This window comes from uncultured Chitinibacter sp. (assembly GCF_945957625.1).
Classification (GTDB): Bacteria; Pseudomonadota; Gammaproteobacteria; order Burkholderiales; family Chitinibacteraceae; genus Chitinibacter; species Chitinibacter tainanensis.
In genome coordinates this window covers 112,035-138,330 of record NZ_CAMFLP010000002.1, presented here as the reverse complement: position 1 = coordinate 138,330, position 26,296 = coordinate 112,035, and the positions used below count along the sequence as shown (strand labels likewise).

The 26,296-nt window shown below is 58.3% G+C and carries 28 protein-coding genes; 19 read left to right on the top strand and 9 right to left on the bottom strand.

The window, feature by feature from the left end; all coding sequences use genetic code 11:
• Window positions 1-8 precede the first annotated feature (8 nt).
• The gene (locus QV747_RS04500; RefSeq protein WP_273429462.1) at window positions 9-2,531 is read right to left on the bottom strand and encodes a carbohydrate-binding protein; all 2,523 of its coding nucleotides are present in this window, start codon (window positions 2,529-2,531) and stop codon (window positions 9-11) included.
• 213 nt (window positions 2,532-2,744) lie between these two features.
• Between QV747_RS04500 and QV747_RS04495 the strand changes: the two genes are divergently transcribed.
• Both QV747_RS04495 and QV747_RS04490 read left to right on the top strand, forming a co-directional pair.
• A complete protein-coding gene (locus QV747_RS04495) occupies window positions 2,745-3,908 on the top strand; it encodes an AAA family ATPase (protein ID WP_273429463.1) in 1,164 nt (387 codons plus the stop codon).
• Window positions 3,909-4,034: 126 nt separating this feature from the next.
• Window positions 4,035-4,754: an EAL domain-containing protein gene (locus tag QV747_RS04490; RefSeq protein ID WP_028450518.1), complete on the top strand. Its 720-nt coding sequence runs from the start codon at window positions 4,035-4,037 to the stop codon at window positions 4,752-4,754.
• Window positions 4,755-4,811: 57 nt separating this feature from the next.
• Here QV747_RS04490 and QV747_RS04485 read toward each other — a convergent pair whose 3' ends face one another.
• Window positions 4,812-5,459 carry a hypothetical protein gene (locus tag QV747_RS04485; RefSeq protein ID WP_028450517.1) on the bottom strand — a complete coding sequence of 216 codons (648 nt, stop codon included), beginning with the start codon at window positions 5,457-5,459 and terminating at the stop codon, window positions 4,812-4,814.
• 150 nt (window positions 5,460-5,609) lie between these two features.
• Between QV747_RS04485 and QV747_RS04480 the strand changes: the two genes are divergently transcribed.
• The 7 genes from QV747_RS04480 (at window position 5,610) to grxD (ending at window position 10,154) form a co-directional block, all read left to right on the top strand.
• Complete coding sequence (locus tag QV747_RS04480) at window positions 5,610-6,179, top strand: glycine zipper 2TM domain-containing protein (protein WP_052190956.1); 570 nt, start codon at window positions 5,610-5,612, stop codon at window positions 6,177-6,179.
• An 85-nt stretch (window positions 6,180-6,264) separates the two neighbouring features.
• Window positions 6,265-6,507 (top strand): PepSY domain-containing protein, encoded by a 243-nt coding sequence (locus QV747_RS04475; RefSeq protein WP_051259040.1) that lies wholly within the window; start codon window positions 6,265-6,267, stop codon window positions 6,505-6,507.
• 24 nt (window positions 6,508-6,531) lie between these two features.
• Window positions 6,532-7,209, top strand: coding sequence for a response regulator transcription factor (locus QV747_RS04470; RefSeq protein ID WP_028450515.1), 678 nt, complete (start codon window positions 6,532-6,534; stop codon window positions 7,207-7,209).
• Entirely contained in the window at window positions 7,206-8,537 is a 1,332-nt protein-coding gene (locus tag QV747_RS04465; protein ID WP_047396848.1) for an ATP-binding protein, read from the top strand. Before QV747_RS04470 ends, QV747_RS04465 begins: the two co-directional genes overlap by 4 nt.
• 49 nt (window positions 8,538-8,586) lie before the next feature.
• A complete protein-coding gene (locus QV747_RS04460) occupies window positions 8,587-8,928 on the top strand; it encodes an FKBP-type peptidyl-prolyl cis-trans isomerase (RefSeq protein WP_047396847.1) in 342 nt (113 codons plus the stop codon).
• Window positions 8,929-9,777, top strand: coding sequence for a peptide chain release factor N(5)-glutamine methyltransferase (prmC, locus tag QV747_RS04455; RefSeq protein ID WP_273429470.1), 849 nt, complete (start codon window positions 8,929-8,931; stop codon window positions 9,775-9,777). It begins immediately after the preceding gene.
• A 50-nt stretch (window positions 9,778-9,827) separates the two neighbouring features.
• Window positions 9,828-10,154 carry a Grx4 family monothiol glutaredoxin gene (gene grxD, locus QV747_RS04450; RefSeq protein ID WP_028450512.1) on the top strand — a complete coding sequence of 109 codons (327 nt, stop codon included), beginning with the start codon at window positions 9,828-9,830 and terminating at the stop codon, window positions 10,152-10,154.
• A 202-nt stretch (window positions 10,155-10,356) separates the two neighbouring features.
• Here the strand turns inward: grxD and QV747_RS04445 are convergent, their stop codons facing one another.
• The gene (locus tag QV747_RS04445; protein WP_273429472.1) at window positions 10,357-10,893 is read right to left on the bottom strand and encodes a hypothetical protein; all 537 of its coding nucleotides are present in this window, start codon (window positions 10,891-10,893) and stop codon (window positions 10,357-10,359) included.
• 496 nt (window positions 10,894-11,389) lie between these two features.
• Here QV747_RS04445 and QV747_RS04440 point away from each other — a divergent pair, with 496 nt between their 5' ends.
• Window positions 11,390-12,868, top strand: a complete 1,479-nt coding sequence (locus QV747_RS04440) for a B12-binding domain-containing radical SAM protein (protein ID WP_273429474.1) — start codon at window positions 11,390-11,392, stop codon at window positions 12,866-12,868.
• A 31-nt stretch (window positions 12,869-12,899) separates the two neighbouring features.
• Here the strand turns inward: QV747_RS04440 and nhaR are convergent, their stop codons facing one another.
• Window positions 12,900-13,799 carry a transcriptional activator NhaR gene (nhaR, locus tag QV747_RS04435; RefSeq protein WP_047396845.1) on the bottom strand — a complete coding sequence of 300 codons (900 nt, stop codon included), beginning with the start codon at window positions 13,797-13,799 and terminating at the stop codon, window positions 12,900-12,902.
• A gap of 121 nt (window positions 13,800-13,920) precedes the next feature.
• Here nhaR and QV747_RS04430 point away from each other — a divergent pair, with 121 nt between their 5' ends.
• Genes QV747_RS04430 through QV747_RS04420 form a run of 3 tightly spaced genes read left to right on the top strand, consistent with a single transcriptional unit; the run spans window position 13,921 to window position 15,774 of the window.
• Entirely contained in the window at window positions 13,921-14,262 is a 342-nt protein-coding gene (locus QV747_RS04430) for an HPF/RaiA family ribosome-associated protein (protein ID WP_028450507.1), read from the top strand.
• A 42-nt stretch (window positions 14,263-14,304) separates the two neighbouring features.
• Window positions 14,305-14,751, top strand: a complete 447-nt coding sequence (locus tag QV747_RS04425; protein ID WP_273429477.1) for a TerB family tellurite resistance protein — start codon at window positions 14,305-14,307, stop codon at window positions 14,749-14,751.
• Between the two features lie 39 nt (window positions 14,752-14,790).
• Window positions 14,791-15,774, top strand: coding sequence for a TerC family protein (locus tag QV747_RS04420; RefSeq protein ID WP_047396844.1), 984 nt, complete (start codon window positions 14,791-14,793; stop codon window positions 15,772-15,774).
• 88 nt (window positions 15,775-15,862) lie between these two features.
• Here QV747_RS04420 and QV747_RS04415 read toward each other — a convergent pair whose 3' ends face one another.
• A complete protein-coding gene (locus tag QV747_RS04415) occupies window positions 15,863-16,360 on the bottom strand; it encodes a hypothetical protein (RefSeq protein ID WP_273429480.1) in 498 nt (165 codons plus the stop codon).
• Window positions 16,361-16,434: 74 nt separating this feature from the next.
• The gene (locus QV747_RS04410) at window positions 16,435-17,295 is read right to left on the bottom strand and encodes an NAD(P)H-hydrate dehydratase (RefSeq protein ID WP_273429483.1); all 861 of its coding nucleotides are present in this window, start codon (window positions 17,293-17,295) and stop codon (window positions 16,435-16,437) included.
• Window positions 17,296-17,723: 428 nt separating this feature from the next.
• Between QV747_RS04410 and QV747_RS04405 the strand changes: the two genes are divergently transcribed.
• On the top strand, window positions 17,724-17,930 hold the full coding sequence (locus QV747_RS04405; protein ID WP_028450505.1) for a hypothetical protein: 207 nt from the start codon (window positions 17,724-17,726) through the stop codon (window positions 17,928-17,930).
• Between the two features lie 81 nt (window positions 17,931-18,011).
• On the opposite strand, the gene QV747_RS04400 is transcribed toward QV747_RS04405, so the two are convergent.
• On the bottom strand, window positions 18,012-18,893 hold the full coding sequence (locus tag QV747_RS04400) for an HDOD domain-containing protein (RefSeq protein ID WP_273429486.1): 882 nt from the start codon (window positions 18,891-18,893) through the stop codon (window positions 18,012-18,014).
• A 210-nt stretch (window positions 18,894-19,103) separates the two neighbouring features.
• On the opposite strand from QV747_RS04400, the gene QV747_RS04395 reads away from it, so the two are divergent.
• The 5 genes from QV747_RS04395 (at window position 19,104) to QV747_RS04375 (ending at window position 23,571) form a co-directional block, all read left to right on the top strand.
• Entirely contained in the window at window positions 19,104-19,400 is a 297-nt protein-coding gene (locus tag QV747_RS04395; protein ID WP_028450503.1) for a PQ-loop domain-containing transporter, read from the top strand.
• Window positions 19,401-19,566: 166 nt separating this feature from the next.
• Entirely contained in the window at window positions 19,567-21,279 is a 1,713-nt protein-coding gene (locus QV747_RS04390) for a bifunctional UDP-sugar hydrolase/5'-nucleotidase (protein WP_288791476.1), read from the top strand.
• Window positions 21,280-21,495: 216 nt separating this feature from the next.
• Window positions 21,496-21,696, top strand: coding sequence for a SlyX family protein (locus tag QV747_RS04385; protein ID WP_028450501.1), 201 nt, complete (start codon window positions 21,496-21,498; stop codon window positions 21,694-21,696).
• Between the two features lie 138 nt (window positions 21,697-21,834).
• Complete coding sequence (locus tag QV747_RS04380) at window positions 21,835-22,278, top strand: hypothetical protein (RefSeq protein WP_273429491.1); 444 nt, start codon at window positions 21,835-21,837, stop codon at window positions 22,276-22,278.
• A gap of 51 nt (window positions 22,279-22,329) precedes the next feature.
• Window positions 22,330-23,571 (top strand): TIGR03862 family flavoprotein, encoded by a 1,242-nt coding sequence (locus tag QV747_RS04375; protein ID WP_273429493.1) that lies wholly within the window; start codon window positions 22,330-22,332, stop codon window positions 23,569-23,571.
• Between the two features lie 3 nt (window positions 23,572-23,574).
• Here QV747_RS04375 and QV747_RS04370 read toward each other — a convergent pair whose 3' ends face one another.
• Window positions 23,575-25,350 (bottom strand): sensor domain-containing diguanylate cyclase, encoded by a 1,776-nt coding sequence (locus tag QV747_RS04370; protein WP_273429495.1) that lies wholly within the window; start codon window positions 25,348-25,350, stop codon window positions 23,575-23,577.
• Window positions 25,337-26,203 carry a transporter substrate-binding domain-containing protein gene (locus QV747_RS04365; RefSeq protein WP_273429497.1) on the bottom strand — a complete coding sequence of 289 codons (867 nt, stop codon included), beginning with the start codon at window positions 26,201-26,203 and terminating at the stop codon, window positions 25,337-25,339. Before QV747_RS04365 ends, QV747_RS04370 begins: the two co-directional genes overlap by 14 nt.
• Between the last annotated feature and the right edge of the window lie 93 nt (window positions 26,204-26,296).

Here is a 26,296-nt window from a genome sequence, read left to right as displayed (position 1 = left end):
AGATCCAGTTATTGGCGATAAGGGGAGGCCTGCTGCAGCTCGGCAAAGAAGCTGGCATCGGGCGCATGCTCTTCGGCCGCTTCAAATTCGTCATGCATAAAGGCTTTCGAGGCCGGTACCTCACTCACTGCACTGAAGCTGCGCAGCATGGCTACGCCGGCATTCCCCGAGCTAGTACGGGCAAAGCGCAGATTGATATTACCCCAGTCATCGTAATCTTGCAGATAGCCCAGGTTGCCATCGGCATTCAGATCGAGAGCATAGCTCGCGCCATCTTGCGTGCGGCTGTTATTCCAGTCGGCATACAGGCCCGCACTGCTGCCGCGGCCGATTAGTGCGCTTTCGAGCAGCGCGCTTTCGTTCAGGCGCTCGCCGCTGCCATCGGAATAATCAATGCGGAAGGTATTGCCGCACGGGCTGCCTTCGATACTGCAGCTATTGAGACTGTAATAACCGCGCTTGAGATAATACCGCTGCAGCGCGCCGGCGCTGGTGGCACTCTGGCCCAAACCCTGCAACTGATACAGGTAATTCATGATGCTGTAGTAGTTGGGCTTGTCGTTGGTGTTTTCAAAGCCGCCATGGCGCAGGCCCAGATTATGGCCCAGCTCATGCATGATGGTGCCGGCCTGGAAATTGATCAGCCGGTAGCGATTGCTGGCCGTGCTGCTGTTGAGGCCCCATTTGCCCAGCGACACGACCAGATCATTGCCATTGATTTCCGCCACGCCCGATGAGCCGGCGCTGCCATCGACATTGCGGCTGCTGGCCATTAACAGATAGTGGAAAATCTGCCGGCGGCGTAAATCCATACTGTCGGCTTTGTAATCGGCCAGCCGGCTGCAGCCGGCGGGTGGGCTCAAATCCACGCAGGCCGCAAACGGCACTGCTTTCCCGCCACCCAGATTGAAATTCACCGGGCTAAAGCCGGCCGCGTACAGATTGCCGGTATCAAATAGTACATCGATATTGCGCCGCGCAAAGGCGTCCACCACCGCTTGCAGGGCTTCGCGCTGCGGTTTTACCCCTTCATCGCTACTTTGCATGTAGTCGACCTGAATCAGGATCGTGCGGCGGCCCGCTCGGGCGCCCATGCTGTATAAATCCAGCCCGGCATAAGTGCCGCCCGCGACTTTGGCGCTGCTGGGGATGCCATCCCCATCGTCGTCGTTGGCATTGGCAGGCACATCATTGCGCCCGGCCGGGGTCGAGAAGGCCACATTGGTCCAGTCGGCGCTGCTGCGGGTGTTTTTGCTTTGGGTGAAATAGCGCACCAGTGCATGGCCAAACTGATTACTGATCGCTGGCGCGTTGCTGCCATTCCAGCTATTGGCGCTGCTGGCGGCATCATTATTGCTACCAAAGCGGACAAAATCGGCGGTTTGGCCATTGCGCAGCAGCTCCAGTGCACCGCCGGCGCTGCTCCAGCGCGGATAGTTGCTGCTGCTGCCCAGATAGCGGATCTGGTTGGTATTCACTTGCCCGGCGGCGCCGGTGCTGGCGGCCAGCACCAAGATGCCTTGGGCGGGCAGCGTGCCGCTGCCAAGGGCAAAGGTGGTGAGCGTGCCGCTGTTATTGCGGGTGCGCAGGCTCAGCTCGGCCAGATTAATGCTGGCGGCACTGTCGTTGCGGATTTCCAGCCAGCTGCCGCTACCGTATGGGTCGCTGGCGATTTCATTAATCACTAAACCCAAGCCGCTACTAGGTGCGGGCGTTGCGCTTGGGGCTGGCGTTGGGCTGGCCGTTGGTGCTGCGGTGGGGGCTGCAGTTGGCGTTGCCGTTGGTTTAGGGGTAGCCGTTGGGGCTACGGTAGGTGTGGCAGTCGGTTTGGGTGTTGCGGTCGGGGCAACGGTAGGCACGGCTGTTGGTTTGGGCGTGGCTGTCGGGGCGACGGTGGGTGTTGCCGTTGGTTTGGTGCTTGGACTCGCACTCGGTTTGGGGCTGGCGCTTGGCGCGGTGCTCGGCGAGCTGGTGGGTTTCGGCGTCGCGGTTGGCGCGAGGGTCGGGGTTGCCGTTGGTTTGCTTGTGATGACTGGGGTGGGGGTATTGCCTGGTGTGCTTGTTGCAGCTGGGTTGGCCGCGCATACCCCTAGATCTTGCCACACCCCCCACTGCCCGGTAGTGCCGGGGATTTCGCCTCGCGTCCACCATTTGGCTTGATAGAGACGACCGTTGTAGCTCACCTGATTGCCACCCACATAGGTGGCGCTGCTGCTCCAGACGCTAGGGCAGCTGCCGGCTGCGATGCCATTATTGGCGGGCGCGGCGGGCGCGGCGGGCGTGCTGGTGGCGCGGGCGGGGCTGGCTTTGAGCGCCAGCCACAGCGAGGCGGCTTGTTGTGGATTCCAGTTCGCGCCGCTAATAGCCTCATGGGCTACGCGCGCGCGATACACCTGACCCTGATAGCTGACTTCTTCGCCGGCCTGATATTGCCGGCCTTCTTGCCAGGGGCTGGCGGCCCAGAGCGAGCCGCTAATTAAACTGAATAACAACAGGCCGCTTGCACGCAGCGGGGTGATCGGTTTGCGCATGTCATCTCCTTGTTATAAGCAGGGCATCCTACACCAAATATGCTGCGCGAATTTTTCTACGCCGATAACTGGAGGCTATGTGTGTGAGTTATTTCATAGCTTTCATAAAAATTACCTTTTGCTGTTTTTGCGTGGATAAGTTGGCCTGCGCGGGCTGCGCTGTGGGCGGGCTTTCGGTATGCTTGAAGGTTGCTTATTCTGGCCGGGATGACCATGCTGCAAACCTTGGCGATTGCCAATTACCGCTCTTTGCGCGAGCTGATCGTGCCGCTGGCGCAGGTGAATGTCATTACCGGCGCCAATGGCAGTGGCAAATCCAGCCTCTATCGCGCTTTGCGCCTGCTGGCCGAGAGCGCGCAGGGGCGGCTGGTGGCCAATCTGGCGCAGGAAGGCGGCTTTGCGGCCACGTTATGGGCTGGGCCCGAAACCATTAGCCGGGCGATGAAGGCTGGCGAAGTGCCGATTCAGGGTACGACCCGGCAAGAAACCATCGCTTTGCGCTTGGGCTTTGCCGCCGACGATTATGGCTATCTGATTGACCTAGGTTTGCCCGCGCCCGATAGCACGACCTTGTTTGGGCAAGATCCGCAGATCAAGCGCGAATGTATCTGGGCCGGCCCGGTGCTGCGCGAAGCGGCGGTGCTGGCCGATCGGCGCAATGCCTTGTGCCGGGTGCGCAGCGGCCGCGAGTGGCAAGTGCTTAGCCGGCATTTACCGGCCTACGATAGTTTGTTTGCGCAGTGTGCCGACCCGTTGCGCGCACCCGAAGTGCTGCTCTTGCGCGAGCGGATGCGCGGCTGGCGCTTTTATGACCATTTGCGCAGCGATGCCCAGGCACCCGCCCGGCAGAGCCAAGTGGGTACTTATACGCCGATATTGGCGCATGATGGCGCCGATTTGGCCGCGGCGATCCAGACCATCCGCGAGCTGGGACGCGGGGATGAGCTGGCGGCGGCGATCGAAGATGCTTTTCCTGGCTCACGGCTGGACATTGAGGTCGAGCATGGCCGTTTTGCGCTGCGCATGTGGCAGCACGGCCTGCTGCGGCCTTTGGCGGCGGCCGAATTATCGGATGGCACCTTGCGTTATCTATTGCTTTGCGCGGCTTTGCTCAGCCCGCGCCCGCCCGAATTGCTGGTGCTGAACGAGCCGGAAACCAGCCTGCACCCCGATTTACTGCCCGCGCTGGGGCGGCTGATTGTGGCCGCCAGCGCCCAGGCGCAGATCATTGTGGTGAGCCATGCCGCCCGATTGGTAACCGCTTTAAGCCGTCAGCGTGAAACACAGGTGATTACCTTGGTGAAGGAACTGGGCGAAACGCAGATCGAAGGGCAAAGTGCGCTGGAGCGGCCCGCCTGGTATTGGCCGGTACGCTAGTGCTGGGGTATTGCCCTGCAAGCAATATCCAGATTGCATTAGCAGGCTATACGGTGCAATAAAGGTGGCGCGGGTCACACAATTAGGGTTAAGCTGCTAGCCCCCTTGCTGTAGTGTTTGTCTGTTATGTCTGCCTTTCCGGTCAGCCTGTTGCTCGATGTGCTTGGGCAGCAGCGTTTCGGCGTTGAATATCAGCCGCTGATCAATCCGCACAGCGGCGAAATCGCCGCCTATGAAGCTTTGGCGCGTTTTTACGATGCCCAGGGCCAGATTTTGCGTACTGATCAGGTCTTTCATGCGCTGCACGATAGCCCGCTGACGATGTTTCAGGCCGAATACCAGATGAAGCAGCTGCAGCTCGATTACGCGCCGCCGCTGCCGCTGTTTGTCAATCTCGACCCCGATGTGTATCAGGTGGCCGATGAAGGTGAGCAAATGCATCCGCTCTTGCAGCTCTTATCGCGCCGGGGCGATGTGGTGCTGGAAATCATCGAAAACAGCGATATCAGCGCCGCCGGTCGCAGCATCAAAATGGCCGATGATTTTGCCCGCCAAGGCATTCCGCTGGCGCTGGATGACATTGGCGCGCCGCAATCGATGCTGTCTTTGCCGCTGCTGATCAAGGTGGATTGCCTAAAATTTGATCGCAGCTGGCTCAGCCTCTTGCATTGCCCCTTCCACCGCGCCGCTATCTCCAGCCTGATTGCCTATGCCCAAGCCACCGGTAAACAAACCGTGCTGGAAGGCATCGAAACCGAAGCCCAGCGCGAGATGGCCTGCACGCTGGGCGTGGATTTGGTGCAGGGCTTTTTATACCGGCCAGGCTTTATTCATATTCAGCCATAGGTATTGGGCTGCAGGCCTTGCTGGATATTGCTTGGCAGCCTATACCCTTATGCCGGCTTATTTCTTGCTGTATTGCTGAATGTGTTGCTGTACTTCAGCCGGCTGGTGCAGGGCTTCGCCGGCGCTACTAAAGGTTTTGACTTGCCCTTGCTGAATCAGCCCGGCTTGCAGCTTGCGGTTTTCCGGATCGATGATCAGCCATGCGGTATCCGGCTTGCCGGCGGTGGGCTTATTGCCAATCAGGTAAAGCACCTTGTCGTAATGCAGCGGGCTGGGCGCGCTCATCGCGGCCAGCCAAGCGGGCAGCTGATCACCCAAAATCTGCTCTAGCCCCGGCATGATGGGGCTAACGGCAGTAAATAGGCCGATATCTTGCGGGAATTTACCTTTAAATTGCAGCAACGTGCTCCAGTCGGCTTGCGGGCTCAATACTTGTTGCACCAGTTGCCCGGTTTTTTGTTTGACCGCGCTGGCTAGCTGATTGGTATCCACGCCCAGCGGCTGTAGCACTTCATTGGCATCGCTGGCCACTTGCTCAATCACGCCATCGGTCTGGCGTTTGACTTCTTCACCCACAATCCCCACCACGGACGAGGCGGCTTGCTGGGTGAGCTGGGTGGCTTGCTCGCAGCCGGTCAGCAATCCCAGCAGCAAGAGCGGGAGCAGGGCATGGCGAGCAGCAAAGCGGGGCCGGTGTTCAGGCATGATGGGCATCCTATCGAAATACATTGATTGCCCACTTTGAGCAGTGGGGTGGCGGTGAAGTTCCGAGTGCGGGCGCACATTTGCGGTTCAGCGCAGATTCAGCTGGTCAGAGGCATAGTGCAGCTGTACCCACGCACAGGAGTCACCATCATGCGCACCACTACCTTGCTTGGCGCCAGCCTGCTGGCGCTGATGACCACCACCGCCATGGCCAGCGATGGCTGGTATGGTGAGCGTACCAACAACAGCACTCCACGCTGGCAGCAGCGCGATTACGCCATCGTGCGCAGTGTCGAGCCGCAGTATGAATCAGTTCGCCAAGAGCGGCAGGAGTGCCGCAGCGAATGGATCACCGAACAAGTGCCGCGCAATACGCTGGATAACAGCGCCGGTACGATTTTAGGCGGCGTGGCCGGCGGGGTGATCGGCCACCAGATCGGCAAAGGCCGTGGCAAAGATGTGGCCACCGTGGCTGGCACACTGATCGGCGCCATGCTGGGCGATCATGTGGCCAGCCAGTACAACCCTAGCCCGCGCTACGACACGGTCAGCCGCGAGGTGCAGCGCTGCCGCCCGGTGAGCGATACCACGCAACGTATTCGCGATTATCGGGTCAGCTATGAATACCGCTCGCAAATTTATACCACCAATCTGGCCTATGATCCGGGGCGGCCCGGCTCGCGGATTCCGGTGCGGGTGCTGGTGGAGCTAGAGCAGTAAATAAGCCCGCTTGGGCGTGTGTAAATTATCTCAGTAGGCCAATGGTGCTTGCGGTTACAATGTGCTGATCTTGGAGGATAAACCGATGAAAACAGCGTGGAAAACAGCGATTCTGGTGGTGTGTCTGAGTGCCAGTGCCTTGGTGCAAGCGGCGGTCGGCCGTGATGAAGCCGCCGCTCTGGCGCAACAGAAAACCAACGGTGGCAAAGTGCTGAACGTGGAAAAATTCGTCGATGGCAATAAATCGGTCTGGCGCGTGAAAGTGCTGACCTCGGCGGGCGATGTGCGCGCCGTGTTTGTCGATGAAGCCACCGGAGCCGTGCGCTAAGCTGCCCGGCACAAGGAGTGCGCCATGCGCATTTTGCTGATCGAAGACGAAACCCGCCTGCGCGAAGCGCTGGCCCGCGAGCTCACCGCCGCTGGCTATCGCGTGGATACCGCCGCTGATGGCGCCGATGGCCTGTATCAGGCGCAGGAATACCCGTTTGATTTGCTGATTGTCGATCTGGGCCTGCCCAAGCTCGGCGGGGTTGAGCTGATTCGCCGCCTGCGCGCCGCCGGCAAAGATATGCCGATTTTGGTACTCACCGCTCGCGCGGCCTGGCAAGATAAAGTGGCCGGGCTGGAAGCCGGCGCCGATGATTACCTCACCAAGCCCTTTGAATACCCAGAGCTGGCCGCGCGGGTGATGGCGCTGTTGCGCCGCGCGCTGAAAGCCCAGCCCGATGGCTTGCAGCTTGGGCCGCTCAAAATCGACATTACGCGGCAGCAGGTCAAGATGTTTGACCAACCCATCGAGCTGACCGCCTATGAGTTTCGCCTGCTGGAATACCTGGTCGGCGCGCGGCCCAATATCGTCAGCAAGCAGGCGATCAGCGATTATCTCTACCCGCATGATGAAGACCGCGATAGCAATGTGATCGAAGTGCTGCTGGGTCGGGTGCGGCGCAAGCTCAGCCCCGATGGCAGTCTGGTGGTGATCGAAACCGTGCGCGGCCGCGGCTACCGGCTGGCGCTGGAAGACGCATGAGCAGCGCCATCCGCACCCGCCTGCACATCGGCGCCAGCGTGGTGATGCTGACCTTTTTCTGCCTAGCTGGCTGGACGGTACAGCGCATTTATCTCAGCCATTTGCAGCTCAGCCATTTTGAGCGCCTGCGCAGCGGCGTGTATACGCTGCTGGCGGTCAGCGAGCTCGATCGTAGCGGCCGGCTGCAAATGCCCAATAATCTGACTGAGCCACAATGGGTGACGCCCGATTCGGGCCTGTATGGGCAGATCGAATTTCCCCAGCAGCCGCAGCCGATCTGGCGCACACCCTCGGCCGCGCAATTGCCCGCACTGCCCAAGCTCAATCTCGCTACCGGCCAGTGGCTGCAACAGCCCTTGCAATTAGCGGGTAGGGAGTATCTGCTGGCAGCCTATCAGGTACGCTGGGTGGCAGCCGATACCCCGCAGGTGGTGCGCTTTATCGTGTATGAAGACACCCGCAATCTACAACAGCAATACCGACAATTTCAGCAAGCCTTGTGGGGCTGGCTGGCCGCCGCTGCGCTAGGCTTATTGCTCGCGCAAGCCTTGCTCTTGCGCTGGGGGCTGCGCCCGCTGCGCCAGCTGGCGGGCGAATTGCGCGAGATCGAGGCCGGTCGGCAGCGGCAGGTGAGCGGTGTCTACCCGGCCGAAATCGCACCACTGAGCCGGCAACTGAATCAGCTGGTGGAGCAAGAGCACGCGCGCCAGCAACGCTATCGCGAGGCGCTGGGCGATCTGGCGCACAGCCTGAAAACCCCGCTGGCCATCTTGCGCGCCGAGCAGCAATCGGCCGAGCTGGCGCGCCATGTGCGCGAGCAAGTAGCGCGGATGGATCATATTGTGCAGCATCAGCTGGGCCGCGCCGCCCTGCGTGGGCAAGCCGCGCTGGCCGCGCCGCTGGCGCTGCGCCCGATTGCCGAGCGGTTGATCGCCAGCATGGAAAAAGTCCACGCCGCGCGCGCGCTGCAATTTTCGCTTAGCTGCGCGGGCGAATTGCAATGGCCGCTGGATGAGGGCGATGCGTTTGAAGTGATCGGCAATGTGCTGGATAACGCCGGCAAATGGGCGCAGAGCCAAGTCGAGCTGCGGCTCTTTGCCGCCCGCGAGCAGCTCACCATCGTGGTGAGCGACGATGGTCGTGGTTTTGTCGATACCAGCGCCCCGCTGCAGCGCGGCGTGCGGCTGGATGAGCGCGTGGCGGGCCATGGCATTGGTCTGGCGGTGGTGGCCGATATTGTGCAGGCCTATGGCGGGCGCATCGAGCTGGGCCGCAGCGGGCTGGGTGGCGCCAGTGTTACGCTGGTCTTTCCCGCGCCGGTGGGCTAGCGGCAGCATGCTAAAATCGGCGGCTTAACGCTATTTCGCAGAGTAGAGCATGAGCACCGAATTAATCATTGAAGACCTCGTCGTGGGCGAGGGCAAAACCTGCGTGCGCGGCGCGCTAATCACCGCCCACTACATCGGCACGCTGGAAGACGGCACGGTGTTTGATTCATCCGTCGCCAAAGGCCAGCCGTTTCAATGCGTGATCGGTACCGGCCGAGTGATCAAAGGCTGGGATCAGGGCATGATGGGCATGAAAGTCGGCGGCAAACGCAAACTCTTCGTCCCCGCGCATCTGGCCTACGGTGAGCGCCAGATCGGCGCTCACATCAAACCGAATTCCAATTTGCTATTCGAGATTGAATTGCTTGAAGTACTGACGCGGGACGACTAAGTGGCAAGCTGGCGAGAACTACTGCAAAGCAGCAGCCTAGCGCGGATCGATGCGCAAGTATTGCTGCTGCACGTGCTGCAAAAAAATCGCGCCTGGCTGATCGCGCATGATGATGAGCCGGCCAGCGAAGCCGAAGCGCAGGCCTTTGCCACGTTGGCGCAGCGGCGCCGCGATGGCGAGCCGGTGGCGTATTTGCTGGGTAGCCGCGAGTTTTATGGCCGCGAATTTGCCGTGAGCCCGGCGGTGCTGATACCCCGCCCGGATACCGAATTGCTGGTAGAACTGGCGCTGGCCCGCGCGCCGCAGGGCGGGGCGGTGCTCGATCTGGGCACGGGCTCGGGCTGTATCCCGATCACGTTGCAGCTAGAGCGCCCCGATTTAACCGTCAGTGCGGTTGACCTATCGCCGGATGCTTTGGCGATCGCGCGGCAGAATGGCCAAGCGCTGGGCGCCCAGGTGCGCTGGCTAGAGTCAAACTGGTTTAGCGCGCTGGGGGCGGAGCAATTTGCGCTAATTGTGTCCAACCCGCCGTATATCCACGCCGAAGATGATCATCTGCATCAGGGCGATTTGCGCTTTGAGCCCAGTGGCGCGCTCACCGATGGCTACGATGGGCTGCGGCATTTACACACTATCATTGCCACTGCGCCGGCCCACCTGCGTGCCGGGGCGTGGCTGCTGCTGGAGCATGGCTGGGATCAGGGCGCGGCCTGCCGCGAATTATTGCAGGCGGCCGGCTTTGCCGAAGTACACACCTGGCGCGATCTGGGCGACAATGACCGAGTGAGCGGCGGCCGCTGGTGGCCGGCGACCGACTCTCCGTCGCCACACCTTGCGAGCGGCGGGTAGCGGCTTTACAATTCCCGACTAATTTATTCAGGCTTTGCGAGCGAATCATCATGAGCATTCAAGACACCATCCGCCAACAAGTGAACGAAAATCCGGTCATCCTGTACATGAAAGGCACCCCGACTTTCCCACAATGCGGCTTTTCAGCAGGCGCGGTACAGGTTCTGAAAAATCTGGGCGTGAATTTTGCGGCGGTGAATGTACTGGCCGACCCAGAAATTCGCCAAGGCATCAAAGAATTTGCCAACTGGCCGACGATTCCGCAGCTGTATATCAAGGGCGAATTCGTAGGTGGCAGCGACATCATGAAAGAGCTGTACGCAAGTGGTGAGCTGGCCGAGATGGTTGCCGACATCAAGGCCGCCCAAGGCGAATAAGCCGGGCCTTCGCTAATTAAAAACGCCGCAGGGTATTCGCCCGCGGCGTTTTTTATTGGCAATTGTTTATCGATTTTGGGTGGCAGCTCCCGACCCAAAGAGGTGGGTCGTCGCAAATGAACAACGGCCAAAATTACTTCGCCATTACAGCCCTACTTCTACGAAGTGGGGCAGCCGACTAAGTGGGATGTTTAGTATTTCCTCAATCCCTACTACCAGCAAATCCGTCAATTATTTGATTCAAATCTTTCATTGCAGGGAGAGCACTTCTTTTTGCTGCGAGGATGAATTTTTCGTCCGAAATAAGTGAAACTTGGAAGGCAACTTCGTCAGGCGCCTCCGAGTTTGAAAGTCTTGAGAGAAGCTTGTAACCCTTATCAAAGTTTTTCTTTTGGGCTGCGGTTAGTTTTAAATATTCTGCCTCAAACTCCTCCTTTTTGAGCGGAAATTTTCTTATCCAGTTCTCAGCCACCACCAGTTGCTCTGCCGTAATTGGAACTTTTCTTTTTGAGACTCCAGAAAATAAGCCTTCGCACGTTGCACCGTCTAACATGTACTCCCAGTACACCGCTCCTTCCTTCGAGGCGAAGAATTTGCTTAGGTAATCTTGCTCTTGTGATGATGCACGCCGGAATTGGAGTACTAGGTAAGTTTTTGCAGAGACAATGCGAAACTGTTCTTTGAATACTTCGTCGTTGCTAAATACGCTGAAAACCACCGAGTAGGCTTGATCGTACAACGGATTTCCGGGTGCCCAAGTTTGCGAGAGGTTCTTTTGTCGACCGACATCAGCCAAAAAGGAGTGCGACCCATTTGCAATTATTTCAGTGATAAAGAATGGGGCCACAGCATCTAGACAAGGTGTTGGCCGTACTTTAGCCAAAGTTGCGGACAGGTCATCTGCAGATGCTGAGGATGCTGTTATGAGGGTAGTGGCGAATAACGTCGCCAAAGTTAGTCGGTAAAAAACGTGTGATGAAATCATTTGAACTAAGCATTAACGTTGGAGGTAACCTGAGGCAGGAGCTCCGCAAGCTGGGAGCATATGTAACTCCTGCTCTTGGCCGCCTGCTGCCCGTCACAGAGTGTATCTGAGCCATAACTGCTTGGCACCAATGCCGTTTTGCCAATGTGAATTTGCAGGTGTTACGGTACTACCCCGCCTTTGAGCAATTCCCAGCCACGAGCTGGCCGTAACACCGTAAAATACCGCTTTTGCTTCGCAATCTACCCCCATGTCTATCCTGCTCTGTACGCTCAACGCCCGCTACACCCATGCTTCGCTGGGTTTGCGCTATTTGCTGGCCAATATGGGCGATTTGCAGGCGCAGACCGAGATTGTGGAATTTGTGATCGGTGGCAAAACCACCGAGTTTGCCGAGCGGTTGCTGGCGCGGCAGCCCAAGATCATCGGCTTTGGCGTGTATATCTGGAATGTGGAAGAAACCGCGCGGCTGGTGGCGCTGCTTAAGCGCATTGCGCCAGAGGTGAAGATTATCCTCGGCGGCCCTGAGGTATCGTACGAGAGCGCCGAGCAGCAGATTGTGAAAGACGCCGATTATGTGATCACCGGCTGGGGCGAGGTGACGCTGCCCAAGTTATGCCGCGAGATTTTGCAGGGGCCGCAGCCGCTGATGAAGATTCACGCTGGCGTGCAGGCGCAGCTCAGCGACTTGGTGATGCCGTATCAGCTGTATAGCGATGAAGATATTCGCCACCGCACCTTGTATGTCGAGGCCTCACGCGGGTGTCCGTTTAAGTGCGAATTTTGCCTGTCGGCCTTGGATAAAACCGCCTGGCCGTTTGATTTGGATGCGTTTCTGGCCGAGATGGAAACGCTGTATCAGCGTGGGGCGCGGCTGTTTAAATTTGTGGATCGCACTTTTAATCTGAATATCAAAACCAGCCAGCGGATTATGCAGTTTTTCCTCGATAAGCTGGCGGCCAACCCGGCTGACCCGGTGTTTGCGCATTTTGAGGTGGTGCCCGATCATTTGCCCGATGGGCTCAAAGACAGTATTCGGCGGTTTCCAGCGGGCACTTTGCAATTCGAGATCGGGATTCAAAGCCTGAATCCGGCGGTGCAAACGCTGGTGAGCCGCAAGCAGAATAACACCAAAGCGGCGGAGAATATCCGCTGGCTGATGCAGGAATCACAAGCGCATTTGCATGTGGATTTGATCGCTGGCTTGCCGGGCGAAACGGTAGAGAGCTTTGCCGCCGGCTTTAATCAGCTGGTGGGCATTGGCCCGCATGAGATTCAGTTCGGGATTTTGAAACGCCTGCGCGGCACGCCGATTATTCGCCATACCGCTGAATTTGCGATGGTGTACGACCCGTATCCGCCGTACACCATCATGGCCAACCGCGATATTGATTTCCCGACTATGCAGCGACTGGTGCGCTTTGCCCGCTATTGGGATCTGGTGGCCAATTCGGGCCGCTTTGCCAATACGCTGCCGGTGATTTTGGGCCATGAGCCGTTCGAGCGCTTTATGGCGCTGAGCGATTGGCTGTATCAGCATACCGATGCTACCCACCGTATTGCTCTAGACCGCTTGGCCAAGCTGGTTGGCGTGTGGTTACAGGAGGGGGGTATGTCGGCAGAGGCGGCCGAGGCGCTACTCGCTAGCGATTATGCCGGCAAGCAGGGCAAAAGCAGCGAGAAAAAAAGCAGCGCGCCACAGCGCCAGCAAATGCACTTGGCGCACTAAACCGCCCCGGCCACGTACCGCCAGCCGGTGTTTAGGCAAACAAATGCTGGCGGGCCGTTTCGGTCACGGCCACCACGGCCGGGTGGCGCAGATGGCGCTGCGCGCTGATGGCATAAAACTGCTCTTTCAGCTCGCTAATCACCCCCAGCGCTTGCACGCCGTATTCCTGCCCGATGCTGGCGGCCAGCACGGTGGGTACGGCAAAAAAGCCGGCGCCGGCTTTGCCAAAGGCCTTGAGCAAAGCGCCATCATCACATTCGGCCACGATCTGCGGCCGCACTTGCGCGCGTTCGAGCCAGGCTTCTAGCCGCGGGCGAATTACGGCATCTGGCCCCGGCAATAACAGCGGCGCGCCCTGCAGCGCCTGCGGCAGCGGTCCTTGCCAGCGCGCACAAAGCGCGGGGGTGCCCATCAATGTGAGCGTGCTTTCGCCCAGCAAATGATTAAACGCGCGGATATTGGTTTCGGGCGGTACGGGCCGATCGGCAATCACCAGATCGAGTTTGTGCGTCGCCAGCTCCGCCAGCAGCGGCAGCAGCTGGCCCTCACGGCAGATGAGCCGCAGTGGCTCATCCAGCTGCAGCGCTGGCTGCAAGAGCTCAAAGGCCACCGTTTTGGGCACCATATCGCCAATCCCTACCCGCAAACGTTGCACCGAGGCTTGCGGCCCGCCTGCCAGCGCGGTTTGCAGCTCTTCGCCAAGGCTAAACATCTCATCCGCATAGCTTTGCACCAGCCGGCCAGTTTCGGTCAGTGCCAGCTGGCGACCATCGCGGCGCAATAGCGGCTGGCCGATTTGCTCTTCCAGCGCGCGCAGCTGGCCACTGATGGCCTGCGGGGTGAGGTGTAGGCGTTCGCTGGCGCGAATCACCCCGCCCGAGCGGGCCACCACCCAGAAGTAATACAAGTGCTTGTAGTTTAATTGGTTCATGGCGGCGATTGTTCCAAAAAACTGAAGTTAGAAACAAGAATATACGATTTTTATTTATTGGCGTGCGGCATTAAATTTGACCCATATCCAGCTCGGATTGTTTCTGCAAAGGAGTCATGCCATGAAAATCGAAATCAGTAGCCAGGGCGTTGCATTGGACGAAAAACTGCAGCGGCATATCGCCCGCCAGATCGAATTTGGCCTTGGGCGCTTGGCTAGCCATATCCGCAAAGTGACCGTGCGCCTGTCTGATGTGAATGGCCCGCGCGGCGGGGTGGATCAGCATTGCCAGCTAGTGATTAGCCTGCATCAGATTCCCGATGTGATTATCGAAGATGTGGCCACCGATCAGCTGTTTGCGATTAATCGCGCCACCGATCGGGCCAGCCGCACGGTGAGCCGCCGAGTACGGCAAAGCCGTGGCTTTGCCCCAGTAGCCAGCCCGCTTGGGCTGGGTTACTAAATCTGACTCAATCGGTTTTTCCCCAGCTCAGGAGTAACCACCATGCGTCGTTATGCTGTGAATAGTCATGAAGCAGTTTGTCGTTTGCTGGCCCTGTCCCTGTTGTCGGACGGGGGGCTAGACCCCGCCGAACTGGCCGCCGTGCGCGAAAGCCGGCTGCTGGCCCAATTAGGCATCAGTGAGCCTTTATTGCAGCAGGTGTTGCAAGACCTGTGCGATGACCTGCTGCAATACCTGCCCGGCCAAGCGGTGGGGCACCTTGAGCTGGACACCACCTTGCTGGATCGTTTGCTGGCCGAGGTGGATGACCCGGCGCTACAGGTGAAACTATTGCGCGCAATGCTCGGGGTGGTGGATGCCGATGGCTGGCTGGCCGATGGCGAGGCGGTGTTAATTTCGCGGGCCATGGCCTGCTGGCAATACGATTGGTATGCGGTACAACCAATCCCGAGCCAGCCGCGCACTGCGCGCAGCGTGTTACGAAGTTGATGGGGTATATCCTTTTAAGCTAATTGTGGAGTGAAGATCATGGAGATACTACTGGGGGTATGGCTGGGTCAGCCACTCTGGTTGTGGTTAGCCTTTGTCACCATTGTTCTGGGGCTGCTGGCGTTTGATTTGGGGGTCTTGCATAAGGAAGACCACGAGATCGGCGTGCGTGAAAGCCTGCAGCTGTCGGCGTTTTATATTGCCGCCGGCCTGCTGTTCGGGGCCTGGGTGTGGTGGTATCTGGGGGCAGTATCCGGCATGCAGTATTTCACCGGCTTTTTGATCGAAAAAAGCCTGTCGCTGGATAATGTGTTTGTGATCTCGCTGATCTTCACTTATTTTGCCGTGCCACGGATGTATCAGCACCGGGTGTTGTTCTGGGGTATTTTGGGCGTGATTGTGCTGCGGGCCATCATGATTGGTCTGGGGGCTACGCTGGTGGCCCAGTATTACTGGACGCTGTATGTGTTTGCGGTGTTCCTGATCTTCACCGGCCTGAAAATGCTGTTTGCCGGTGAGCAAAATACCGATCTGGCCCAGAACCCGCTGCTGGGTTTCCTACGCCGGCATATGCGGGTAACCAATGAACTACACGGCCAGCGCTTTTTTGTGCGCGCCCCGGCGGCGGCAGGCAGCGATAAGCAGGTGTGGTGGGCAACGCCGCTGTTTCTGGCGCTGTGTATGGTGGAGCTGGTTGATTTGGTGTTTGCGGTGGATAGTGTGCCGGCGATTTTTGCCATCACCACCGATCCATTTATTGTCTACACCTCCAACATCTTTGCGATTTTAGGTTTGCGGGCGCTGTATTTTGCGCTGGCGGCGGTGATCCATCGCTTCCATTACCTGAAATACGCCTTGGCGCTGGTGCTGGTGTTTATTGGTTCGAAAATCTTCCTGGGTGATTTCGTCTTTGATGGCAAAGTGCCTGCCGCCCTGTCGCTGGCGGTGACCTTTGGCCTCTTGGCGGCGGGGGTGTTGTATTCGCTGTGGAAAACCCGTCAACCTGCTTTACCGAAGTACTAAGCGCTGCGGTGCGCTGGCAAGCAAAGCTTGCTCTTAAACAAGCCGCCCGTCTGGTGTACGCCAGCCGGGCGGCTTGTTGCTTGGGCGCTTATTTCTTGCTTGGGCGGCCGGTTTTGATTTTTTCCAGCTGGCCTACCAAGGCGAGCAGGGCGGCGTCATCCAGCTGGCTGAGCGCATACAGGCCAGCGCGCACGATTTCGCTTTTTTTCACTTCCACACCGGCGGCGATCACCCGCTGTTTGCTGCTGGCAATCAGGGCGTAGTCGCTGGCAGGGAAGGTGAAGCTATCGCGTACCAGTTTTTCTTTTTTCTCGGCCTTTTTGCCACGAGTGGCTTTGCCGGCCTTGCTGTCTTTGCTGCTGGCTTCGGCGGCCGTAGGCTGGGCAGGTGCTACCTCTGCGGCTACCGGAGCTGCCACGGCCGGCACAGCTACTTCGGCGACCACTTCAGCGGCGGCGGCTGGCAGTGCTTCTGGCTGGGTATTGGCGGCGGTGGCGCGCGGTTTGGCCGCGCTACGGGCGGCAGGGCGGCGGCGGGTGGTGCTTGGGGCTGTTGACGCGGTATCGGCTGGGGCTGCTTTCGTCATGGCACGACTCCAAAAAAGAAAAGGTAAAACGGTATAAATTGTTTATGACCTGATTTTCCCTTTCCTTATCCCCTTCATGTGTTGCCATTTGATGAATTTTTTATGACATCTTCATTCAGGATCTGCCGGGCGATCAGGCTGGTTTCGCTGGCGGTGAGACCAATGCCGGCTGGATGCTGTTTACGCCAGCGATCAGCCGCCGCGCCATGCAGATAAGCGCCCGCCCGCGCCGCTTCGGCCAACGTTAGCCCTTGCGCGGCCAGCGCGATGATCATGCCGGCCAACGTATCGCCTTGGCCAGCGCTACTCAGTGCTGGGTTGCCGGTGAGGTTGCGGCTGATTTGGCCATCTGGGTCGGCGATTAAGGTGCCATGCCCTTTGAGCAACACGGTGCAACCTAATTCACGCGCTAAAGTCTGTACCGCCTGCACGCGATCAGCCTGTACTTCGGCAGTGGTGCAAGCCAGCAGCCGCGCCGCCTCCGCCGGGTGTGGCGTGAGCACCGTGGCCTGTGCCCAGCGGGCTTGTAATTGCGCTCGCAAATGGGCTTGGGTGGCCAGCAGATTGAGCGCATCAGCATCCAGTAATAAGGGGGTGGGGGTATTGAGGGCCAAACCTAATAATTCAGCGCTTTGCGGGCTAATACCCATGCCCATGCCGCAGGCGAGATGGGTGTAGGGTTGGGCCAAAGCGTGCGCGGTGCTGCCCAGCATCAGCTCGGGTTGTTGCCAATCGCAGTAGGGGCGCGGGTCCAGCAAGCCCAGCCACACTTTACCGGCGCCCATGTGCAAAGCCGCACGGCCAGCTAAGAGCGCCGCACCCACCATGCCCGGCGCGCCACCCAGAATGGCTACACTGCCAAAGCTGCCTTTATGGCTATCGGCCGCGCGCTGCAGCCGGGCCAAGGCGCCGCCTATCGGATCAGATTCATTCATCGGTAGCCCGATCACAGAGTCGCAATCATTTCACTATACCGCAAGCCGGGTGGGCGAGTGCATGGCAGGCAGGGTAGTTCGGGGTGGCTTATAAAAGCCAAAGTAATGATTTGACAGTGTTTTTTAGATCGGGCATACTCGCGGCACTCAATTGATCGAGCACATCCTGCAAAGTGCCGCTAAAGGCATGATGTGTTAAGCAAGTTTATCTTCGCAAATCGGCCCTGCCGATCTACCTAAAACGCCCGCTGGTGACAGCCCCCTCTACTGTCAGCCATGGCCTACCCGGACCAACCCGGATTGGGTTCGAACCGAACCTGGTGCTCTTCGATTGGTGCTATGCCATCCGGCGTGGATGGCTGACGGCGCTAACACAGTATTTTTCCAACCAGAAAACCCGTGCAAGCGCCCACTTGGAGCGTTTATACATGTTTGATTTTAATATTGAAGCACGCCCGGCAGCCCGGGCCGAGGAAATGGAAGGCTGGTTTCAAATCGTGATCTGTCGCGGCGGCCGCCGCAAACCGGTGACCGACTGGCAACCCGTTCCTCAATCACGCGATCGTGCCTTGCATCGCGTGCTGCGCCAAACCGCCGCCATCGCCAGCCAACAGCTGGCCGTGCAGTGCGGCTAAGCGTGCAGTGCGGTCAGTCTTGACCGCAGCAATAAAAAAGCCACCGCGAGGTGGCTTTTTTATTTTTCAGGCTAAACGCCCTTAGGCGCGAATTAACATAGCGGCGACGGGTTGTTCTTCATACCAGTGCCAGCTGCGGGCGCAATCGAGCGCCACATCGCGGATGTGGTTGTAGATCAAAGCCGGCTCGAGGTGAAACCACTGCCCGCAGTTTTGCAGGTCGGCCTGGAAATACGGGTTGTCCCAACCTTTTTCTAGGTGGCGGGCCATGCCGACGGCGAGGTGGACCAAGCGCACGCGGGGTTCGTCGGCGTAGTGGTCGTCGATCAGGTGTAGCAGGGTGTGGGGCAGATGCCACAGCTCGACTAAGCCTTGCTGGATTTCATTAATCTGGCAGCCGAGGATTTTGTGCTGGGCGTCCACGCTGCGCATACCGGGGTTGGAGCGCATGAGCTCGCTCACCATCATCATCTGGCGGGGCGAGGCCATCCACAGCAGGATTTCGGCCGTGTCGTGCAAGAGGGCGGCGGTGATGACTTCTTTGGGCTCGATATCGCGCCGATAGTGGCTGAAGGTTTCGGCAATGCGCGAGGCCAGATAGGCGCGGGCGCAAGTACGGTGCGCACCATAAATCATGGCTTTTTGAGCGTGCACATCGTTTTCCAGCGTGGGCAGGGTGCCAAATACGCGGAAAAAGCCCACTACGCCAATCATCAGGAGCACCCGGTCGATGGTGGTGACATCGGTGGTTTGGCGGGTTTGCCGGTGTTCTTCCTGATAGCGCAAGATATGCAGCGTGAGCAGCGGATCATGCCGGATCAGCTGGCTGATCTCATGCAAACCGATCTGGTCGATCTCGCTCTGAAAATGGCGAATCTCTTGCTGGGTGTGGGCAAGGATGGGCGTGGGCTGGTTGGCCAGATAGCTGATCCATTGCGCGCGGTCGGTAATCGCTTGATTCATGGCCGGACTCGTCGTGGGCTTGCTTTAGCTTAGCTGATTTATCGGCAGGGTTAAGCCTGAGCTGAATGGCTGTGGTGATGGTGAAACACCCAGTGGCTTGCTTGGTAGCACGCTATGTCTTTGTCTTATTGTTGGAAATTGGCGAGCATGGGCGAACTTCGCGCACCCGGGGCAGTCATTCGAGGATAAAACGGATAACTAGGCTGGCGCATGGCCATCAATAAATTAATTCTTGAAGGGGCCACGGTGCTGCAAGCTGGCGTGGGCGTACTGTCTTTGCTGGCCTATTTGCCGCAATGGCGCACGCTCTGGCGCTCGCGTTCCAGTGCCAATATTGCGCTGAGCTCATGGGCGGTATGGACTTTGTCTTCGCTGATCGCCACTTTTTATGCGCTGGTGCAGGTGTTGGCGCATGGCCGAGGCTGGGCGCTGGTGTTTTCGGCTAGTAGTAATTTGCTGTTTGTGCTGATTACCCTGTGGTTGATCGCGCGTTTTCGGCATACCTAGTGGCGTATCTTTATCAGGCCTAGCTAATGCATGGGTTGTGGCTGTATACCCTGTATTAGCAAGTCTCGGTCTTGTCATGAAACGGTCGTTTTAAGTTCATCGAATCGCCCCATTTTTGTCATGCTAATCGCATATTGTGGTCGCCTCATCATAGGGAGACAACAGCATGCAACTACACAAAATGCTGACTTTAGCTGCATTACCTGTCGCCATCGCTGCCTGCGGTGGTGCGACCGACAATCCAGTGGCCACACCTGCCCCAACTGCTACGCCAGCGGCCGTGGCTTCGGGCCCGATCGACGTCAAAATCCTGGCGATTAACGATTTCCACGGCAACCTCAAGCCGGGCTCTGCCAAAGGCGTAGATGCCTCGGATGCCAGCAAAGCCGTGGCCGTGGGCGGGGTGGAATATCTGGGCACCTGGATCAAAACCCTGAAAGCCAAAAACCCGAACAATATCGTGGTATCGGCCGGCGATCTGATCGGTGCCAGCCCGCTGATTTCGGCGCTATTCCATGATGAACCGACCATCGAGGCCATGAATGAAATTGGCCTGGAATTGAATGCCGTCGGCAATCATGAGTTTGATGATGGCCGTGAAGAGCTGCTGCGAATGCAAAACGGTGGCTGCCATCCGAAAGATGGTTGTAGCTCTGCCGGTGCCTTTAAAGGCGCTAAGTTTAAATTCCTGGCCGCCAATGTGATTGACGATGCCAGCGGTAAATCATTGTTCCCGGCGTATCAGGTGAAGACCTTTGGTGGTGTGAAAGTGGCGTTCATTGGTATGACGCTGAAAAACACCCCGGCCATCGTGACCCCAACCGGCGTGCAAGGGCTGAGCTTTAAAGATGAAGCCGATACCGTCAATGCGCTGGTGCCAACGCTGAAAAAAGACGGTATCGAAGCAATTGTGGTGCTGGTGCATGAAGGCGGCACGCAAACCGGCGGCCTGAATGAATGTAAAGGCGTGTCGGGCGCGATTGTTGATATCGTCAAGCGGCTTGACCCAGCTGTGGATGCGGTGATTTCTGGCCATACCCACCAAGCCTATAACTGCCAGATCAATGGCAAACTGGTGACCAGTGCCAGCCAATATGGCCGTGTGGTGTCCGAGATTGATCTGCAGCTCGATCCGAAAACCCGCGATGTGGTGAAATCTGGCGCGAAAAACCTGTGGGTGACCAATGATGTGGCGAAAGACGGCATCTTGAGCACCTTGGTGAGCAAGTACGAAGCGCTGATTAAACCGCTGGAAGACCGCATCACCGGTACCGTGGCCGGCCCACTGAGCAAATCTGCCAATAAAGCAGGCGAAAGCGCACTGGGCAATGTGATTGCCGATTCGCAATTGGCCGCGACCAAAGATGCTAAGCTGGGCGCCGCGCAAATCGCCTTTATGAATCCGGGTGGTGTGCGTGCCGATCTGACGCCAGCGAAGGATGGCTCGGTGACTTATGGGCAGCTGTTTACCGTGCAACCGTTTGGCAATACCTTGGTGTCGATGACGGTGACTGGGGCTGATCTGATCGAATTGCTGGAGCAGCAGTTTGTGGGTTACACCAACAACCAGCCGTTTGACCGTGTTTTGCTCGTATCGAATGGCTTTAGCTACAGCTACGATAAAGGCCGCGCCGCTGGTCAGCGCGTGCTGCGCAATAGCGTGAAGCTTAATGGGGTGCAGATCGATACTGCTGCCAGCTACCGGATTACGGTGAATAACTTCCTCGCGGGTGGCGGTGATAACTTCACTGTGTTAACCAAGGGCACCAATATCTTGGGCGGCGCGCAAGACATCGATGCAATGGAAAGCTACCTCAAAGCCAACCCGAATCTGCCGGTGCCGGCGCTGGATCGCGTGACAATCTCACTGCCACAATAAGCGGGTAGGTGAGTCTGGGCCGAGCAACCCCGACCATTGGTCGGGGTTTCTCTATGGGTATTGCTCGGTATGTGTTAATTAGTAATGCTTCTGGGAAGATACCCTGGCAGAGTAATGTGCCAAGATGCCCGGCGGTAGTCGCCGCCCCGCGACTTGGCTTACAATGCGCCTGCCTGTGCACAGGCGCCTAATCGATGCAATGCAGGAGAATCCAAGATGGAAGAACGCCTCACCGAGTTGGAAATCCGTCTCGCCTTGCAAGACGATTTACTGGATGAGCTGAACAAGCTGGTGGCCCAGCAGCAGCGGCAGATTGATCAGCTGGTGGCGGCCGTGCGCCTGTTGCAGGAAAACCAGGCCCCGGCGGAAGCCGCCGCGCCGCGCAGCTTATTCGACGAGATTCCGCCGCATTACTAAGCGCAATTTCTGTGTAGCGAGTTGCAAAAGTAGGGTGTGCTCTGGCCGTCGTGGCCAGACTGCACAATGAGTCAATTAGATTGTCGTACCGGTGTTGGTGGTGCAAACACGCAGGCCGTACGCGTGAAAGGACCCCACATGGGTAAGTTATTCCTAGCCTGCAGCAGCGCGCTGCTGATCAGTCTGCCGTCGGCCGTATGGGCGGCGGAGAGCCCCACTTTGCTGCGCTCGCAATCGGCCAAAGCCATCGATGCGCTGCTGGAGCAGTGGTCTAGCGCTTGGCAGCAGCAACTGCTTAAACCTTATCTGGCCAGCTATGCGGATACCTTCACCCCGGAGGGCGGCTTAACGCTGGCGCAATGGCGCGCCCAGCGCGAGCAGCGCGTGTTAGCGGGCGAGTTTGTGCAGATCCGCCTGCGCGAGGTTGAGATCGTAGCGCAGCAGCTGGATACCGCCGAAGTGCGCTTTGTGCAGGACTATCGCTCTAATTTGCTGCGTGAGCGCAATCGCAAAACCCTCTGGCTGGTGCGTGAGCATGGCCAGTGGAAAATTCAGCGCGAATTGGCCGCGCCCGCGCCATAATCGGTTTCTCGAACTTCAATTCACAGGGCTGGCCGCAGGCCAGCACAATCTATGCAAACAGCAGCGCCCGTGGTGGGCATTATCGGTGGCGGCCCAGCGGGGCTGATGGCCGCCGAGGTTTTGGCGCAAGCCGGGGTCGCGGTCGAAGTCTTTGATGCCATGCCTTCGGTGGGGCGCAAATTCTTGCTGGCCGGCGTGGGCGGGATGAATATCACCCATGCCGAGCCGTGCGCAGAATTCATCCAGCGCTATGGTGCGGGGTCGGCACCATTGGCTGAGATGGTGCGGCAATTTGATGGCCAGGCCGTCCGCGAATGGGTGCATGGGCTGGGTATCGACACTTTTGTGGGGAGCTCGGGGCGGGTGTTCCCGACCGAAATGAAAGCCGCGCCGTTGCTGCGCGCTTGGCTAAGTCGCCTGAAAGCACAAGGGGTGCGCTTGCATGTACGCCATCGCTGGCTGGGCTGGACGCCGGCGGGCGAATTGCGGCTGGCTACGCCCGAGGGTGAAATCACCCGGCGCTTTAGCGCGGTGCTGCTGGCGCTAGGCGGCGGTAGCTGGGCCAAGCTGGGCTCGGATGGTCGCTGGGTGCCGCTATTAGCGGCTCAGGGTGTCGCGGTGGCGCCATTACAGCCGGCCAACTGTGGCTTTGATGTGGGCTGGTCCAGCTATCTGGCCGACAAATACGCCGGCGCGCCTTTGAAAGCCGTGGCGGCCGCCACGAGCCCCAGCGCAGTAAAAAGGGCCGGCGAATTTGTACTGACGGCTGGCGGTGTTGAGGGCAGTCTGGTGTATGCGCTATCGCGCGAGTTGCGCGAGCAGCTCTTGGCGGAACCTAGCCAGCCGGTGCATTTGTATGTTGATTTGTTGCCGCAGCGCAGCGAGGCACAGATTTTGGCGGCTTTGCAGCAGCCACGCGGTGCCGATTCGCTGGCCAATCATTTGCGGCGCAAATTGAAACTGGAAGGCGTAAAAACCGCGCTCTTGCATGAGCTGTTAAGCAAGCCTCAGCTGCAAGACTGGCCGGCACTGGCCGCAGCGATTAAATCTTTGCCGATTCCGATTCGCACGCCACGGCCATTGGATGAGGCGATTAGCTCGGCTGGTGGTGTACGCTGGGAGGCGCTGGATGCCGGCCTGATGCTGCAAGCCTGCCCGGGCGTTTTTGTGGCTGGGGAAATGATCGATTGGGAAGCGCCGACCGGGGGGTATTTGCTCACCGCGTGTTTCGCCACTGGGCGACAGGCCGCCAAAGGGATCTTGGCCTGGTTGGCCACCCGCGCGCAGGCCTAAAAGCTAGCTCGGGCCATACCCATGCTGGGTATGGCAGTGAAAACCATTCTTGCCATTGCCTTTGGCGATATACATCGCCTCATCAGCAAGGCGCAATAGGGTTGCTGGGTCTTGCCCATGATGTGGAAAGAAGCTCAGCCCCAAGCTTGCCGAGATCGCTAAGGTGTGGCCGGCCAAGTGAAAGGGCTCGGCCAGCGAGGTGACGATTTTCTCGGCCAACTGCTGGGCTTCTTCACCTTGCGTCACCCCGCTGAGCAGCAGCACAAATTCATCTCCACCCAGCCGGCTCACCGTGTCGGTGCTGCGAGTGGCCAGCTGCAGACGTTTGGCCACTTCGATCAGCAGCAAGTCGCCAACTTTATGGCCGTGCTGATCATTCACGGCTTTAAAGCGATCCAGATCAACAAAGGCCACCGCAAATGGGGTGTGATGGCGCAAGCCCTGCTGGCAAGCTTGGCTGAGGCGATCATTAAACAATTGCCGGTTGGGCAGATTGGTGAGGGTGTCGTGATAAGCCAGATGTTCGGCTTTGAGCTTGGCGGTGATGTCGAGCTGCACCACCAACACCCGAGTGATTTCATGCCGGCGATTGCGCTCTAGCGCGGCAGACATCAGCACTTCGATGACTTCGCCTTGCCGGCTCAATAGTTGCAGATGTTCATTCTGGCACTGGCCGGTTTCCAGCAAGCGCGGCCACAGATTTTGGCGCCAGATACTGAGCGCGAGCGGGGTAAGAAAATCGGTGGCCGGGCGGCCGATGGTTTCTTTCGCGGTGTAATGCATACGCTCCAGCCAGAGCTGATTCACGCTGCTGATCTCGCCTTCTGCGCTGCATGAAAACAGCATGGCCGGCGTGTTCTGGTACAGCGAGCGATAGCGCTGTTCGCTCAGCTGCAGGGCATCACCCGCAGCCTTATGCATATCCAGGGCAATGGCCAGTAGCAACGGTGGAATCAGCGTGGCCAATACCGGGATGTAGAGCAGCGATAAGCCCCAGTTGTAAACTGTAGCTGGCGGTAGTAGCAGGCCAAAACTGATTTCGGTGCTGATCGTCAGTGCTACCAGTGCATTGGCCAACACACTGCCCGCCAGCCCGTGCCGATAGGCAATCAGAAACAGCGGTAAGCTGACATAAATAAATGGAAATGGAATGCTTAACGGCGCGAGTATCGCGATGCCGATCGTTAGCAGCAGATGGGCAAAATACTCTAGGCGCCACACGCGGGCAATCAGGGCGAGCAGGCCATGCTGGCTGATCCAGTACCAGAGCGGCACCATGGCTACGCCGCCAATGATGCTGCCCTCCACCCAATGCAGCAGCAGATGCCCGACCGATTGACCTTGCAGCCAGAACACCAGCGCAGACATCAAGGCGCCGCACAGCACCGGTAGAAATACCGCCTGATACATTAAGCGCAGCACACCGGTTACCGAGTAATAAAACCCGGTTCGCAGCCGTTGCCGCCGCACAAGCCATGCCCCGAGCAAAATCTCGGCCATATTGCCGGGCACATACTGAATGGCGGTGGCGAGCAGATCGCCCGAGGCGAGATTGGCGGCCAAGAGGCTGATTAAGATGGCGGCCAGCATGCGTGGCCAATTGCGATAGGGCAGGTCAGCCAGCCCGATAATCGCCCATCCATTGGCAAACCAGATCACCGCAATGCTAGTGCCATGCCGAAATAGCTGGATGGACAGATAGGCCAGTAAAAAATAGCCGAGCATCAGCTTGGCTTGTGCTGACCACAACTGCGCTGGAGTGCGTTTAGAGTTGGGCATGGCGCGGCCTGAGCAGCAAAATGGTGATGATCAGGCCTGCCGCCGCAAGGAGCATGACTCCCAGCAATAACAGACGCTCTTGCAAAGGGGTCGGGGCGCTTAAATCATGGGCGGTGAGCCAGCGCTGCAAGATGGCTTCGCGCTCGGTGTTGGGTAATTGCCGCAGCGCGTGATTAAGGCGCTCGCCGATTTCAGGACGGTCTTTCCGATAGGCAAAGGCTAATTCATATTGAAAACCAATTGAGCCTCCAATATGCCACGCCGTTTGACTAAATTGGCGCTGGATAAACAGCACACTGGCCAGATCTGCAACCACACCACTGACTTTCCTTTCGTTGAGGAGCTGTAGCGCCTGTTGGTCATTTTCTACGCTATGCCAGATTACCTGTGGATAGAGGCGACGGACATAGTCTTCTACTGCATAGCCTTGACCCACGGCCACAATCTGGCCCGCTAATGCCTGCAAATTGGCATCGCTATGGCTGGCGGGCGTTACCAATACCGCGGGAACCGCCACATACGGGCTGGTAAAGCCAAGATAACGGCCGCGTTCAGGGGTGGGGCGCAATGATGAAACCAGGTCAGCTTGTTGCTGCTGTACTTGCTGCAAAATACTGGCCAGCGGTTGGGCCGGTAAATACTGAATCTCTAGGCCGGCATACGGGAGCAGGGCATTGAGCATTTCGGCCGATAAACCCCGAATGGCGCCATGTTGATCCGCATAGATAAATGGCCCGTAGTCTTTTTCGGGCGCAAAGCGCACCACTAGCGGTTGTTCGGCATAGACCGACGAACCCCAGCAGAGGCCGCACAGCAAGCAACTGAGCAGTAGGCGTGAATATGGATTTGGCATGCCTTGTTTATAGTTACAAGCTGCTGATGCAAAAAGTAAAATTATGCTGGCGTGAGATAAAGGGTAGCGTTGTTCGCCGCGGTAGCCCCCAAA